Source organism: Bogoriella caseilytica (assembly GCF_003752405.1).
In the GTDB taxonomy this organism is placed as follows: Bacteria; Actinomycetota; Actinomycetes; order Actinomycetales; family Actinomycetaceae; genus Allobogoriella; species Allobogoriella caseilytica.
The window spans coordinates 210,963-225,674 of the sequence record NZ_RKHK01000001.1; the positions used below are offsets into that span (position 1 = coordinate 210,963).

Genomic DNA, 14,712 nt, shown 5'->3' on the forward strand with positions numbered 1-14,712 from the left:
TGGGCACCTCCTTCGTGCGGCGACCCGCCGGCGGATAGCCAGGGTCTCATTAGGATATGTCGCCGGAGGCATCCGCGGTAGTCGAACGGCGCGACGTGAGCAGGGACGCAGGGAGAAGCACCTGATTGCCGAAGCGCGCTCGCACCCCGTCCATGGCACGCTCGGCCGCAGCGGAGTCCGCTCCCTCCTCAAAATCAAGCGCCATCTGCACTCCGACATCGGCATGCTGCAGCTGTTCGGCGCGCAACCCGAGCAAGCGCACGCCGCCACGCGGGAGCTGCACGGCCGCCAGCAACTCCATCGCGGCGCCGTGCAGATCGTGAGCGGTGTCGGTGGGATCCGCCAGGGTGCGTGAGCGGGTGAGAGTGGTGAAATCCGGGAACCTCACCTTGATGGCCACCCGTCGTGCCGCAAAGCCTGCCTTGCGTAGTCGCGCGGCGCACGCATGCGCTTGGCTCAGCAGCACACGCCCCAGCTCGGCGCGATCGCTGACATCCTGCGGGAAGGTCGATTCCGTGCCGATGGACTTCTCCTCGCGCCCGGGTTGTACCGGGCGTGGATCACGCCCCCAGGCGAGGTCGAGCAGCTTACGTGCGGCAGCAGCGCCCAGGATGGAGCGCAGCTCCCCTTCAGTGGTGTGGGCGATGTCGCGGACCGTCTCGATGCCGTGAGCGGCGAGGGATTGTTGCGCTCGCTCCCCCACGCCCCAGAGCGCCCCGGCGGGCAGGGAGTGGAGGAAGTCCACCGTGGCCGCCGCGGGGATCAGGAGCAGACCGTCCGGCTTGGCATGGGCGGAGGCCAGCTTGGCCACGTGTTTCGTCGATGCCAGCCCTACCGAGGCCGGGAGGTCGAGACGGGTGTGGATCTCTCGGCGGAGCCACCGGGCGATCTCGGTCGGAGGCCCCATCCGCCGGATTGCCGGGCGCACGTCGAGAAAGGCCTCGTCGATGGAGAGTTGCTCGACCGTTTCGGTGACCTCGGACAGGATCTGCATCACCTGCCGGGATACCTCGACGTAACGGCCCCGTTGGGCGGGCAGCACGACCAGGTCGGGGCAGAGCGCTCGGGCGCGGGAGGCGGGCATCGCCGAGTGGATCCCATAACGACGCGCTTCGTAGGAGGCCGCGGCGACCACGCCGCGCTGCTGTCCCCCGACGATCACCGGGCGGCCGTGCAGCTCCGGCCGGTCCAGCAGCTCGACCGCGACGAAGAAGGCGTCCATGTCGAGATGGAGAATGGTGCAGCCGGTGTCGTCTTCGCCCCAGGAGCGGCGGGCCGCAGCAGACCGGGGAGCTCGGCTCATCGATCCTCCTGACGCGGTCTCGGACGATAACGTGTGCGGATGGCCGGACGCAGACGAGAACGTGGCACGGGATCGTCCGCTCGGACCTCGTCATCATCGCACCTGCCCACGACACCGGTCCCGACCTCGCTGGCTACTGCGGAACTACGCTGGGATGGCCCCGACGAGGTGACGTTGCTCCTGGACGGCGCGGAGAGCTCGGCCTTGGATCTCCGCGATCCAGCGCGGCTGGTCTTCGAGTACATGCAACAGATGCGCGTCATCCTCGACGCCACCATGCCCTCCGGCGCTCTGCGCGTCATGCACCTGGGCGGGGCGGCCTGCGCCTTCCCCCGGGCAATTGACGCGGCCCGTCCGGGTTCGAGTCAGGTGGCCGTCGAGCTCGACGGGCAGCTGGCCGGCCTGGTCCGCGAGTGGTTCGACCTTCCGCGCTCACCGCGGCTCCGCATCCGTGTCGGCGATGCTCGCGAGGTGCTGCAGGGTCAGCGGATTGGAGCGTGGCAGGTGATGGTGCGCGACGTCTTTGCCGGCACGCAGGTGCCACGGCCCGCGCGCACTCTCCAGGCTGCCCAGGCGGCACGGGCCGCGCTCGGAGCGGAGGGCCTGTACCTGGTCAACGCCGCACATCGCCCGCCCGCGGTGGATGTGCGGGCGGAGATCGCCGCCCTCCAGCAGGCCTTCGGTGCCGAACCTGGCCAGGTGCTCGCCGTGACCGATCCCGGCATCCGGCGAGGGCGCCGCCACGGCAACGTCGTGCTCGCCGCCGCCAGCACTGGACTCCCCGTCGCCGAGATCGAACGCGGGCTGCGGCGCCTGCCGCTGCCGGCGGGACTGATGACGGGCCATGATCTGGACCGGTTCCGCGCCGGGGCCGCGTCCACCCAGGACCGCCCCGGCCGGGCGCCGGCGACGCCTGGCGAACGAGCGGAGACTCCCGCCGCGGTCGCGCCCCCAGCATCCTGAGATCGCGCAGTCCCGAACTGAGACCGCGCAGTCCCGGCCTGAAAGCGAGAGCAGACAGCGAGAGGCCCCCATCGCGTGCACGACGCGACGGGGGCCTCTCAGTAAAGATTGAGGGTGGTTCGCCTCAGGCGATACGCACGTTCTCAGCCTGGGGGCCCTTGGGGCCCTGCGTGATGTCGAACTCCACGGCCTGACCGTCCTCGAGGGAGCGGTAGCCGTCAGACTGAATCGCGCTGTAGTGCACGAAGACGTCAGCGCCGCCGGCCGACTGCTCGATGAAGCCGTAGCCCTTTTCGGCGTTGAACCACTTCACGGTTCCCTGTGCCATTGATTGTCCTTCCGGGACGTCGGTGGGTCAGGCCGTGTGCCTGACCTCCTCTCGCCGCAAAACTCGTCCCACTTCCTTGCTGGGGCCTGGCAGGCCCGTACCGCTCGTCAGGGAAACGCAGATGCAACGCCTTCATCATGTCAGAGTTCGGCGCTAGCGACCAGACCATAGACGCCGAATGTCGCTCCACAGGTCCTGCAGCATCCGCCGCAGCACTCCGCGAGCCGGTGGAACATGGATCCCGAGCGCCGCCATGCGGCGTCGTGCACGGCGCCGGGTGACGGCGATCGCGGCGATCCCGACCAGCCAGAGGACGGCCTGGGAACTCATGGCGAGCCGGTAGGCGTCGGGATCTCTGATTCCGTGAGCGTGGGCGAGATCGAGAACGGCCCCGATGAGGAAGATCGCCACCACGGCGCCGGTGAAGCCGCCCACATTGACCAGCGCAGTGGCCGTGCCCAGGCGCGGTGCGGGCACAAAGCTGCGCGCGAAGTCGAAACCGATCATCGATGCCGGTCCGCACAATCCCAGAGCCAGCGCCAGGAAGACCAGCTGCCACAGCGGCCGCGGCGCCGGGAACACCAGCACCAGGCACCAGGCCAGTACCGTCAGGCCGACAACGGCGAGCGCCATCCATGATCGGCGCAGCGGATGACGCGCGGTGAATGATCCCACCAAGGGTGCTCCGGCCAATCCACCCAGAGTGACGGTCACCAGCAGCGCGCTTGCCTCCCCCGCCGTGCGGCCTTGACCATCAGTGAGGAAGGGCACCCCCCACAACAGCAAGAAGGTCATGGGAGCGAAACCTGTGACGAAGTGCGTGCTCAGACCCAGCCAGGTTCCGGGCTCTCGCAGCACCGCGCTCACCGGCACCCGACCCGAGCGGTCCACCTGCCGGGGAACCGCGCCCGGCGGCTGATCTCGCACCAGCACCAGCGTGGTGATCACCCCGACCGCGCTGAGTACCGCCAGGCCGGTGAAGGAAGGCGCCCAGCCGATGGTCACCAGCACGGCGAGGAAGGGCACCGCAGAGATGATCTGCCCCAGCTGACCGACCTGACTGGTGAGCTGGGTGAGCATGGGCACGCGATGGGCGGGGAACCATGCCGGCAGCAGACGCAGGGCAGAGACGAAGGTGGCGGCGTCGCCGAGCCCGACCAGCACCCTGGCGGTCACGGCCAGCGTGAGAGTCGGTGCGAAGGCGAGCAGCAGATGGCCGGCCGCGATGAGAACCCCACCCGCGGCGATCATCTTCCGTGAGCCGAGGCGGTCCAGGAGCAGCCCGGCGGGCACCTGCGCTCCTGCGTAGACGGCGAGCTGAGCGATGGCAAAGAGCGAGAGCACCGAGGCACTGATCTCAAAACGCTCGGTCGCCTCGGTGCCACTGACTCCGAAGGAGGTCCGCGCCGTGACGGCAATGACGTAGCCGGTCAGCGCGGCCGACCAGACCAGCGCCGCCTGCCGGCGGGGAGCAGGCGCCTGGAAAGGTCTCACCCCGCTGATCCTTGCAGAGTGCGCGGCGCAGAGTCGGTGAGTGTCGTGCCGCGGAGGCGGTCAGCCCTCGCGGGGATCTCCCTGCGGCATGCTGCCGTGCGGCCCGGGATCCTCCGGCTCGACCGGTTCCTCGTGGGCGAGCCCGGCGAGGAACTCCTCGAGTTCAGCACCGATCTCATCGGCTCCGGGCACTGTCTGCTCCGTGAGCAGATTGCGCTGACCGGGCTCGGCGGATGACTCCATGAAGGTGTCGTACTGCTGCTCCAGGGCGCGCACCACGGCGCCGACCTCCCCTGAACGCGCAACCTGCTCCTCGATCTCCTCCACCGTGCGGGCCGCAGCGGACTCCAGCTCCTCGACGGGAAGTGCAACCCCGGCCGAGGCGGCGATCTGGCGCACGAGAGCCGCGGCGGCCTGGGGGTACTCGTTCTGCGCGAGATAGTGCGGCACGTTCGCAGCGAAGCCCAGCGCGTCGTACCCGGCCCGGCCCAGACGGAGCTCGAGGAGGCCAGCGACATTCCCGGGCACCTTGATCCGGCCCATCAGGTGACGCTGGGGGTCAATGAGGCCGTCACGCGAGGCGTGCGCCGTCACGGAGACCGGGCGCGTATGCGGCACGGCCATCGGGATGCCGTGCACGCCGATGGCCTGCTGGACGCCGAGCTGGCCGGCAAGATCGAGAATCGCGGCTGTGAAGCGGTCCCACTGCAGGTCGGGCTCGAGGCCATGCAGGAGCAGGAACTCCTTGCCGGCACCGTCATCAAGTCGGTCCAGAGCGATCACCGGTTCGTCGTAGTCGGTGAAACGCCAGTCTTCGAAGGTCAGCTGCGGACGGCGGGAGCGGTAGTCGATCAGTTCGTCGGCCACGAAGGTCGCCACCCGGCGCGCCGGGAGTTCGCCGAGCAGGTGGCGGGCCACCAGCTCTCCGGCGTGGCCAGCATCCAGCGAGCCGCGCAGCGCGTGCACCAACACGGGTACATCGCCATTCTCCAGGGCGCCGTCGTTTGCGGTGTAGAGATCTCGAGGGTCGCGCACAGTTCCGCTCCTTCCCAAGCTGGCTGGCACTGGTGCTGTGGAGGTAACCATGATCCCGGCCGGATCATTCCGCGCGCACCACGCGCCACAAGGCGTGTCCGGTGGCTGATAATAGATGGCCGTACTCGGCGAGAGAACGGGTACACCGACGACGAGGAGGGCGCCCGCAGTGACTGGCCCCCGCAGCACCGACCGTCCGGCCGAGGCCCTCCAGGAGGCCATCGCGCGGGAGCAGCAGCAGGTCGACGCCGTGTATGGACGGCTCGATGAGCTGCGCGCCACCTACCGGGAGCGTCTGACCGACGTCCGCAGCACGGGGGCCGTGGGGACCCACCAGAACCGCTCGGAGCGGGATGCCTTCGCAGCCCACTACGAGGATGCCCTGGGCCGACTCGAGGCGGTGGAGAACCGGCTGGTCTTCGGCCGGCTGGACCTGCATCAGGGCGAGCGCCCGCGGTATGTGGGGCGCATCGGCCTGTCCGAGCCGCACGGTCGCCGTCAGCTGCTGGTGGACTGGCGCGCCCCGAGCGCTCAGCCCTTTTACCAGGCGACGGCAGCACAGCCCGGGGAGGTCATCCGGCGTCGCCACCTCATGACCCGGGGGCGCGAGGTGGTCAGCCTGGAGGATGAACTGCTCGATGGCGAGGCTGCCGCCGATGTCGGCTCGCTCGCCGGGGAGGGGGCGCTCTTCGCGGCCATGGCGGCTGCACGCGAGGGCCGGATGAGCGACATCGTGGCGACGATCCAATCGGAGCAGGACACGGTGATCCGCTCCCCCCTCGATGGCGTGCTGGTGGTTCAAGGCGGACCCGGGACCGGCAAGACCGCCGTGGCCCTGCACCGGGTGGCCTTCCTGCTCTACGAACACCGCTCTCGCCTGGAACGCTCCGGAGTGCTGCTGGTCGGCCCCTCACGCGCGTTCCTGCGGTACATCGAGCAGGTGCTGCCCTCCCTGGGCGAGACCGATGTGGTCACCACGACGATGGCCGAACTCCTGCCGGGCACCACCGCCCGTGGCCACGACCGGCCCGAGGTCGCTGAGCTCAAGGGCCGAGCCACCATGGCGCGCCTGGCCGAGCGAGCGGTGCGCGGGCTGCAGCGCGTCCCCAGCGAGACCCAGAAGCTCGACGTCGAGGGCGTCACCATTGAGCTGCGGCCAGAGGCGGTCCGGCGGGCGATCTCTCGTGCACGCCGAACCGGTTACCCGCACAACCAGGCGCGCGAGACCTTCGCCCTGACGATGCTCGAAGACCTCATGCGGCAGTACGGCCGGGCGCGCGGCCGGGAGCGGGGCGGCGAGGACGAGGAGAAGACCTTCGACGCGGAGGACCGCGCTTGGCTCCAGGAGGATCTGCGATCGACGCCGGCGGTTCGCCGTGCGGTCAACCTCTGCTGGATGCCCACCACCGCCCATGACCTGCTCGAACGGCTCTATGCCCGCCCGGACCTGCTGGCCCACCATGCGCGCGGACTGGGCCTGAGCGCCCGGGACCGGGAGCTGCTCCGACGGGACAAGGGGGCGCCCTGGACCGAGTCCGACATACCGATCCTCGACGAGCTCGCGGAGCTTCTAGGAGGTCACGAGGGCGCGGAGTCGGCCCGGGCCGCCAGCCAGGAGCGCCGCCGCCGGGAGGAGGAGGTGCAGTTCGCTGCGGAAGCGATCGAAGCGCAGGATCTCGGCGAAGGCATCGTCTCGGCGGAGATGCTCGCCGGGCGCTTCGCCGCCACCGGCCCGCGCCTGACCACCGCTGAGCGTGCCGCAGAGGACCGGACCTGGACCTACGGCCACATCGTGGTCGATGAGGCGCAGGAACTCACCGACATGGCGTGGCGCGCGCTGCTGCGCCGCTGCCCGACCCGCTCGATGACCGTGGTGGGCGATCTGGCCCAGCGCAGCGCGCCGGGGCAGCCGGGCTCGTGGGGAGAACTCCTCAGCGGCGCCGGCGGGGGTGTGCGCGAGGCCGTCCTGACGATTTCGTATCGCACGCCGGCCACGGTGCTGGACTCCGCGGTCGCAGTGGTCTCGGCTGCCGGTTCGCCACCGCCGTACCCGGTGACCGCGGCGCGCGACCTGCCGGGGGCCTTGGCCGTCACCCACAGCGGTGGGCCCAGCGCTGAAGGGCTCTTACAAGCCGTCGCCGAGGTCGTGGCGCACGAACTGTCCGCATTGGACGACGAACTCGGTGCAGGGGCCGGCAGGCTCGCGGTGCTCTGCGCTCAGGACCGGGTGGCGCACCTGGCCGCAGAGCTGCGGACGCAACCGCGATCCGCCCAGGCCTTCACCCAGGGCGGCACTTCGCTGGACGCGCGAGCGGCCGTCCTCACCGCCGTGGAGGGGAAGGGCCTCGAGTTCGATGTGGTGGTGTTGGTGGAGCCGGCCGAGATGCTCAGGCGGAGCGCCGGCGACCTGTACGTCGCGATGACCCGCCCGACCCGCCGATTGCACGTGGTCCACGCTGGCGACCTTCCAGCAGGTCTTGAGACGGATTCGACAGCCCGGCCCGAGTAGGCGGACGATAGGCGCCGTGACTCGCGCCCTGCTGCTGGAGAATCCGCATCCCAACGCCGATCCGATCCTGGCTGGCTCAGGCTTGGAGATCACCCGCCATGCCGGCGCCCTGAGCGAGGACGAGCTCATCGGCGCACTCGACGGCGTGGACGTGCTCGGCATTCGTTCGACCACCCAGGTCACCGAGCGCGTCCTGGACGCCCATCCCTCCCTGGTGGCCATCGGGGCCTTCTGCATCGGCACCAACCAGATCGACCTCTCTGCCGCCACGCGACGCGGCATCGCGGTCTTCAACGCACCCTTCTCCAACACCCGCTCGGTGGTCGAACTTGCCATCGCTGAGATCATCGCCCTGCTGCGCCGTCTGACGGTGCGCGACAAGGCGCTGCACGCCGGCGTGTGGGACAAGTCTGCCGCCGGCAGCTTCGAGGTGCGGGGCAAGACTCTAGGGATCGTCGGATACGGCAACATCGGCACCCAGCTCTCGGTCGTGGCCGAGGCACTGGGCATGCGGGTGGTCTTCTATGACACCGCCGAGAAGCTCGCCTTGGGCAATGCCCGGCGGATGACGAGCTTGAACGATCTACTCTCCACGGCCGACATTGTCACGCTGCATGTGGACGGGCGGTCGGGCAACGCCGGCATGTTCGGCCGTCGGCAATTCGAGGCCATGCGGCCGGGGGCCGTCTTCCTCAACCTCTCGCGAGGCTTCCTCGTCGATTACGGGGCTCTGCGGGAGAAGATCGAGAGCGGGGCGATCGCCGGTGCAGCGATCGACGTCTTCCCCTCGGAGCCTCGCAGCACGGGAGATGCCTTCGACTCCGAACTCCGTGGCCTCCCGAACGTGATCCTCACTCCCCACGTCGGCGGTTCCACCCAGGAAGCACAGGAGTCGATCGGTAACTTCGTGGCGGGCAAACTAGCCCGCTATGCCGGTACCGGGTCGACCGACCTCTCGGTGAATCTGCCGCGACTCACGCTCCCGGACTCCGAGTCCGGGCGCTATCGGTTGGCCTTCATCCACCGCAACACTCCCGGCGTCCTGGCCCTGGTGAACCAGACCTTTGCCGAGCACGGCGCCAACATCGAGGGCCAGATCCTGGGCACGCGCGGTGAGACCGGCTACGTGATCACCGACATCAGCTCCGAGCTGCCCGTGGAGGCCGTCGCGGCCATCCGGGAAATGGAAGACACCCTGCGCCTGCGGGTACTGCCCATTCAGGGTCGGTAGTCACTACCCGTTTCGAGGTACCGGAGCAAGAAAAACGCCGCTGGTGGAGACGGCTTCCCCTCCGTCTCCACCAGCGGCGGTCTGTGAGCCGGGCGGCTAGGTGGTGTGCCCCACGTCCTAGGTGGTGTGCTCCACGTCATCGGCAGCCTCAGCTTCCGACAGACTAGCCGACGCCGTCGCCCCTTGTCCCTGGTTGCGCTCCATCCGCAGGGTGGCAATCGCCAGTTCGAAGTCCTCGAGGGAGCAGAATGCGGAATAGACGCTGGCGTAACGCAAGTAGGCGACCTCATCGAGGCTGCGCAGGGGGTGGAGTATGGCCCGGCCGATCTCATCGGCCTCGACCTGTGCCGCTCCGGTCGACCGCACGGCTTCCTCGACCTCCTGAGCCAGCCGCGCCAGATCGGCATCGGAGACTGGCCGACCCTGGCACGCCTTGCGTACCCCGGCCACGATCTTCTCCCTGCTGAACAACTCGGTCGCGCCGGATCGTTTGGTGACGGTCAGGCTGGCGGTCTCCACTGTGGAGAATCGCCGGCCGCACTCAGGGCACTGGCGGCGGCGGCGGATCGCGGATCCGTCGTCGGCCGTGCGTGAGTCGACCACACGGGTGTCAGCGCGCCGACAGAAGGGACAGTGCACCAGCGCACGGTAGTTCCGTGAGCACTTCAGGCGCAAATGTCACACCGGCATCAGCACAGCGAGGCTCAGCCACGCGGAACGCGGAGTTCCTGACCAGCGCGCAGCGTCTCACTCGGAAGGTCGTTCAACGCCGCGATCTGCGCAAGGACCTCGCGCACATCCTGGCCCGGTTGCGCACTGGCAGAGGCGATCGACCACAGGCTCTGGCCGGGCTCGACAGTCACGACCGCAACGCTCTCCACGGCGGGCTGGCCGGCCGCCAGGGACCCCACCCCAGCACCCACGCCCACCGCCAGGACCGTCGCCAGGACGAAGGCCAGTGCGCCGAGCACCTGCCGGCCGCGCTGGGTCAAGACCAGACGATCCTGCCTGCGCACCGTGGGCGCCTTCGAACCAGCCGGCTCAGCGACGGCTGCTTGCCCGAAGTCGTCACCGACGAGAACCAGATGGCCACGGCGACGGGTTCGAGTCACGGGCGAGGGACGCACCGGCACGCCTGGGATGGCCGGACCTGCCGGGTGAATGGTGAGTGCCGCCATGATCTCCTCCTCGTTGTAACCGCGTACGCCATGCTTCGGACATATGTTCGTCGAACGCCTGTACGTACAGTAGCGCGAGTTCGACACGCTGTCGAACGGGTGTTTGATATGCGTGTCTGGTCGCTCTACGCTGACGAGCAGCAGCACATCAGCCACCACTGACATGGGAGCCCGCATGACCACGAGCAGCGCAGCCGGGGCCACCGGAGAAGGCCCGGAGGAGCTCACCGCACGGCAGGAGCGGGTGCTGGCAACCATCCGGCAGGCGGTGGCGGCTCGCGGATATCCGCCATCCATGCGCGAGATCGGCGAGTCGGTCGGACTGACCAGCCCTTCCTCCGTCAAGCACCAGCTCGAGGCACTCGAGCGCAAGGGGTATATCCGTCGCCCCGCGAATCGGCCGCGCGCCATCGAACTCACTCAGGCCGGAGCCGGACTGACCCCGGTGGCCCATGAGGAGCTTGCCGCTGAAGGGCGCTCAGCGTCCGGCAGCGAGCCGGCCTACGTCCCTGTGGTGGGACGTATCGCTGCTGGCGGGCCGCTGCTGGCCGAGCAGGCAATCGAGGACGTCTTCGCCCTGCCCAAGCAGCTCGTGGGCGAAGGTGAGCTGTTCCTGCTCAAGGTCGTGGGCGATTCCATGGTCGAGGCCGCCATCTGTGACGGCGACTGGGTCGTTGTCCGCCGTCAGGAAGTGGCCGAGAACGGGGAGATCGTGGCCGCGCTGCTTGATGACGAGGCCACCGTCAAGACGCTCAAGCGCACACCGGAGAAGGTGTGGCTGCTCCCGCACAACCCGGCCTACTCCCCCATTGACGGCGATCACGCTCGCATTCTAGGCCGCGTGGTCTCGGTGCTCCGCGCGCTCTGAGCACTGCCGGCGCGGCCGGCGGCCGCTACCGGTGCAGCCGGCGGCTATCCGCGCAGCCGCTCCAGGGCCCGGAGGGTCAGCTCGGTATCGGTGGTGCGCCACAGCGGCGGCATGGAGCGGGTGAGGAACCCGCCGTAGCGGGCGGTGGCCAAGCGCGGATCGAGCACGGCCACCACACCGCGATCGTCGAGGCGCCGGATGAGGCGCCCGGCTCCCTGGGCGAGCAGCAGGGCCGCATGATGCGCCGCCACGGCCATGAAGCCATTCCCCCCGGAGGCCGCGACCGCCTCGGTTCTGGCCGAGCGCACAGGATCGTCCGGGCGGGGAAAGGGAATCCGGTCGATGATCACCAGGCGGCAGGTCCGGCCAGGGACATCGACCCCCTGCCAGAGGGACAGCGTGCCCACCAGCGTGGCCGACTCGTCTGCGGAGAAATCGCGGACCAGGGTGGGTAGCTGGTCATCGCCCTGACAGAGGACGGGAGTCTCGAGTTCGGTGCGGAGCCGCTCCGCGGCCCGTTCCGCCCCCCTGCGCGAGGAGAACAACCCCAGCGCACCGCCGCCGGAGGCGCGCACCAGCTGCACGAGTTCCCGCAGGGACTCGTCCGAGGGGCCGTCCCGGCCGGGCTGGGGCAGATGGCGTGCCACGTAGAGGATCCCCTGGCGTGGGTAGTCGAAGGGGGAGCCGGCGTCGACGCCCTGCCAGCCCGCCTCGGCGAAGCTCACGCCCATGCTGCGCGCCATGGGCTCGAAAACGCCGCCCAGGGCGAGGGTGGCTGAGGTGAAGATGCCGGTGCGGCCCTCGAGTAGGTGCGTGGCGATCGGGCTGGCGACATCCAGGGGCGCGACCTTCAACCGCGGGGGCTCCACGCCCTCGCGTGGCCGCTCGCACCAGATGACCTCGACCGCCTTGCCCCGCCCCTCCTCAGTGCGCTCGCCCGCGCCGTCGGTGGCATGGAGCAGGCGCTCGGTCACCTCGTGCAGGGCGGTCATCGCGGCCTTCGCGGTGGCCAGGGCCCCCTTGGCTTCCTGGGCGGCACCGGCCTCCGGGGCCATAGCGGAGAGCGCTTCACGGACGGCCGCCTCCAGGAGGGAGACGGCCTCGGTCAGTGCCTCCGGCATCCCCTGGCGCATCCGTCCGTCCGCCGTGGCCTCCAGCCTGGCGCGCAAGGCCCGGACGCCCTGATCCACTCGTTCGGTGGCCTGGGGCGATCCTGCGAGGTGAGTGCGGGCCAGCCGCAGGGTGCGCTCCACCACGCCGACCGAGAGCTCCCCCGTGGTCTGCGCGGTGACGCGGTCCACGAGCTCATGAGCCTCGTCGACGACCAGAACGTCATGCTCGGGCAGCACCGGAGTGTTGCCCGTGGACGCAATCCCGAGCATCGCGTGGTTGGTGATGACGACATCGGCCTGATGCGCGCGTTGGCGGGCCGCCTCAGGGAAGCACTCGGCGAGCATCGGGCACGCCTGGCCCAGGCACTCCAGTTTCGAGACCGACACCTGCCGCCACGCGCGTTCACTCACGCCGGGGGTCAGATCGTCCCGGTCGCCACTGTCGGTCTCCTCCGCCCAGGAACGCAGCCGCAGCACCTGCTCGCCGAGCGAACTGGATCCGGAGGGCTCCGGGGTGGGCCGGTCGGCCGGCCCGCCGCCGGGTGCGTCGAAGAGCCCCGGTTCGGTGCCGGGATCCTCACTCCCGGCGGGAAAGCCGCCGGCGAGCTTGTGCTTGCAAAGGTAGTTGCTCCAGCCCTTAAGCAGGGCGATGTCCGGCACCGCTCCGGTGTGTTCGCGCACCACGCCCGCCACGATCGGCGCATCGTGGCTGAGGATCTGGCGCTGCAGCGCCAACGTGGCCGTCGACACCACGGCGCGGCGTCCTGAGGTGACGGCATCGGCGACCACGGGTACCAGATAACCCAGCGACTTCCCCGTGCCGGTTCCGGCCTGAACGAGCAGGTGTTGCTCCGTCTCCAGTGCGGTGGCCACCGCCTGGGCCATCCGCTGCTGCCCCGAGCGTTCGCGACCACCCACGGCCGCCACTGCTGCGGCGAGCAAGGCCTCACGATCGAAGGAACGAGAGGTCGTCGCCGCCTCGGGCTCGCGGTTCTGCTCCTCCATCACCGAGCCATTGTGCCCGCTCGGAGAGGTTGCGCTAGGAGGCCGTACGGGTGGCGCCCAGGTCGTTGCCCGATTCACCGCCATCGACACCGCGCAGTTCCGTGGCTAGCTCGGGGCGGACCAGCGCGTGCAGGCGAGTGCCGTCCGCCTCGTAGGACTCGGACAGGATCTCGCCGTCGGTGTGCACCCGCGAGACCAGGTCGCCGCGGTCGAAAGGCACGAGGACCTCGACCTCCTCGGAGGGACGGGGCAAGCGCTCGGCGACCGCGTCCGCCAGTTCTTTGATGCCAGCGCCCGTGCGGGCCGAGACCGCGATGGCCTCGGGGAAGCGGGTGCGCAGCGCCATGAGGTCTTCGGGGGCGGCGAGATCCGCCTTGTTCAGCACGATGAGTTCCGGCACCTCGGAACCGCCGGGCAGGGAGGAGACCACCTCGCGCACGGTGCGGACCTGGCCTTCCGGATCTGGGTGCGCGGCATCGACGACGTGCAGCAGCAGATCGGCTTCAGTGGCCTCTTCGAGCGTGGAGCGGAAGGCTTCGACCAACTCGGTGGGCAGTGAACGGACGAAACCCACCGTGTCGGCCAGGGTGTAGACGCGGCCATCCTCAGTCTCCGCGCGGCGCACTGTCGGGTCCAGGGTGGCGAAGAGGGCGTTCTCCACCAGCACGCCGGCGCCGGTCAGCCGGTTCAGCAACGAGGATTTCCCCGCGTTGGTGTACCCCACAATGGTGACCGAGGGGATCTGCCGGCCGCGCCGCGAACCACGCTTGGTCTCGCGCGAGGGTGCCATGTCCTTGATCTGGCGGCGCAGCTTCGCCATCCGGTTGCGGATCCGGCGCCGATCCAACTCGATCTTGGTCTCACCCGGGCCGCGCGAACCGATACCGGCACCGCCTGCTACCCGTCCACCGGCCTGACGAGACATCGACTCACCCCAGCCACGCAAGCGGGGCAAAAGATACTCGAGCTGGGCAAGCTCGACCTGCGCCTTCCCCTCACGGGACTTCGCGTGCTGGGCGAAAATGTCGAGGATCAGCGCCGTACGGTCAATGACCTTGACCTTGACCACGTCTTCGAGCGCACGGCGCTGGGAGGGCGCGAGGTTACCGTCGACGACCACGGTGTCCGCGCCGACCGAGGCCACGATGTCGGCCAGTTCCGCGGCCTTCCCGGATCCGAGGTACGTACCTGGATCGGGATTGTTGCGGCGCTGGAGAATGCCGTCGAGCACCAGGGATCCCGCCGTCTCCGCGAGAGCGGCGAGTTCGCGGAGAGATACTTCGGCGTTCTCGGCGGTGCCGGTGGACCACAGGCCGACGAGCACCACGCGCTCCAGGCGCAGCTGCCGGTACTCGACCTCGCTGACGTCCTCGAGCTCGGTGGACAATCCGCCCACACGGCGCAGCGCGGCGCGCTCCTCGCGGTCGAACTGATCGCCGTCGAAGTCGGTTCCGTCATGGCCGGCCACCTGCAGGGCGGTGCCCTCGGCAGTGAAGCGCACGCCGTCCGGGACAGATCCGTGCTCGGTGCCGGTCGTACCGTGCCGGGCAGTGGTGCCGGCGCGGGCGAGGATCCGGGCGACAACGTCCTCCGCTGCGCGATGGTCCGCGTCGCTGCGGCCGGCGTCTGATGAAGCGGGGACGTGCTGGTCGCGCTGGGTCACGTAGTTCCTCACGTGTCGGGTGT

The 14,712-nt window shown here is 69.5% G+C and carries 12 protein-coding genes; 4 read left to right on the forward strand and 8 right to left on the reverse strand.

Going from position 1 to position 14,712, the window contains the following annotated elements; all coding sequences use genetic code 11:
* Positions 1–49 precede the first annotated feature (49 nt).
* Positions 50–1,303 carry a DNA polymerase IV gene (gene dinB, locus EDD31_RS00940; protein WP_123302511.1) on the reverse strand — a complete coding sequence of 418 codons (1,254 nt, stop codon included), beginning with the start codon at positions 1,301–1,303 and terminating at the stop codon, positions 50–52.
* A gap of 39 nt (positions 1,304–1,342) precedes the next feature.
* On the opposite strand from dinB, the gene EDD31_RS00945 reads away from it, so the two are divergent.
* Entirely contained in the window at positions 1,343–2,266 is a 924-nt protein-coding gene (locus tag EDD31_RS00945) for a spermidine synthase (RefSeq protein WP_170163139.1), read from the forward strand.
* A gap of 124 nt (positions 2,267–2,390) precedes the next feature.
* Here EDD31_RS00945 and EDD31_RS00950 read toward each other — a convergent pair whose 3' ends face one another.
* The 3 genes from EDD31_RS00950 to EDD31_RS00960 all read right to left on the reverse strand — a co-directional run bounded on the left by EDD31_RS00950 (position 2,391) and on the right by EDD31_RS00960 (position 5,123).
* The gene (locus EDD31_RS00950; protein WP_123302512.1) at positions 2,391–2,594 is read right to left on the reverse strand and encodes a cold-shock protein; all 204 of its coding nucleotides are present in this window, start codon (positions 2,592–2,594) and stop codon (positions 2,391–2,393) included.
* Between the two features lie 153 nt (positions 2,595–2,747).
* Entirely contained in the window at positions 2,748–4,088 is a 1,341-nt protein-coding gene (locus tag EDD31_RS00955) for an MFS transporter (RefSeq protein ID WP_123302513.1), read from the reverse strand.
* A gap of 60 nt (positions 4,089–4,148) precedes the next feature.
* On the reverse strand, positions 4,149–5,123 hold the full coding sequence (locus EDD31_RS00960; protein ID WP_245990713.1) for a proteasome assembly chaperone family protein: 975 nt from the start codon (positions 5,121–5,123) through the stop codon (positions 4,149–4,151).
* A 169-nt stretch (positions 5,124–5,292) separates the two neighbouring features.
* Here EDD31_RS00960 and EDD31_RS00965 point away from each other — a divergent pair, with 169 nt between their 5' ends.
* A complete protein-coding gene (locus EDD31_RS00965) occupies positions 5,293–7,632 on the forward strand; it encodes a HelD family protein (RefSeq protein ID WP_245990715.1) in 2,340 nt (779 codons plus the stop codon).
* Positions 7,633–7,648: 16 nt separating this feature from the next.
* Positions 7,649–8,863 (forward strand): phosphoglycerate dehydrogenase, encoded by a 1,215-nt coding sequence (gene serA, locus EDD31_RS00970; protein ID WP_123302516.1) that lies wholly within the window; start codon positions 7,649–7,651, stop codon positions 8,861–8,863.
* 117 nt (positions 8,864–8,980) lie between these two features.
* Here the strand turns inward: serA and nrdR are convergent, their stop codons facing one another.
* Both nrdR and EDD31_RS00980 read right to left on the reverse strand, forming a co-directional pair.
* On the reverse strand, positions 8,981–9,502 hold the full coding sequence (gene nrdR, locus EDD31_RS00975; RefSeq protein ID WP_123304939.1) for a transcriptional regulator NrdR: 522 nt from the start codon (positions 9,500–9,502) through the stop codon (positions 8,981–8,983).
* 65 nt (positions 9,503–9,567) lie between these two features.
* Positions 9,568–10,041, reverse strand: coding sequence for a LysM peptidoglycan-binding domain-containing protein (locus tag EDD31_RS00980; RefSeq protein WP_123302517.1), 474 nt, complete (start codon positions 10,039–10,041; stop codon positions 9,568–9,570).
* A gap of 175 nt (positions 10,042–10,216) precedes the next feature.
* Between EDD31_RS00980 and lexA the strand changes: the two genes are divergently transcribed.
* Positions 10,217–10,909, forward strand: a complete 693-nt coding sequence (lexA, locus tag EDD31_RS00985; protein ID WP_123304941.1) for a transcriptional repressor LexA — start codon at positions 10,217–10,219, stop codon at positions 10,907–10,909.
* A 44-nt stretch (positions 10,910–10,953) separates the two neighbouring features.
* Here lexA and EDD31_RS00990 read toward each other — a convergent pair whose 3' ends face one another.
* Positions 10,954–13,026 (reverse strand): ATP-dependent DNA helicase, encoded by a 2,073-nt coding sequence (locus tag EDD31_RS00990; protein ID WP_123302518.1) that lies wholly within the window; start codon positions 13,024–13,026, stop codon positions 10,954–10,956.
* Between the two features lie 34 nt (positions 13,027–13,060).
* The gene (gene hflX, locus EDD31_RS00995) at positions 13,061–14,689 is read right to left on the reverse strand and encodes a GTPase HflX (RefSeq protein WP_425453679.1); all 1,629 of its coding nucleotides are present in this window, start codon (positions 14,687–14,689) and stop codon (positions 13,061–13,063) included.
* Positions 14,690–14,712: the final 23 nt, after the last annotated feature.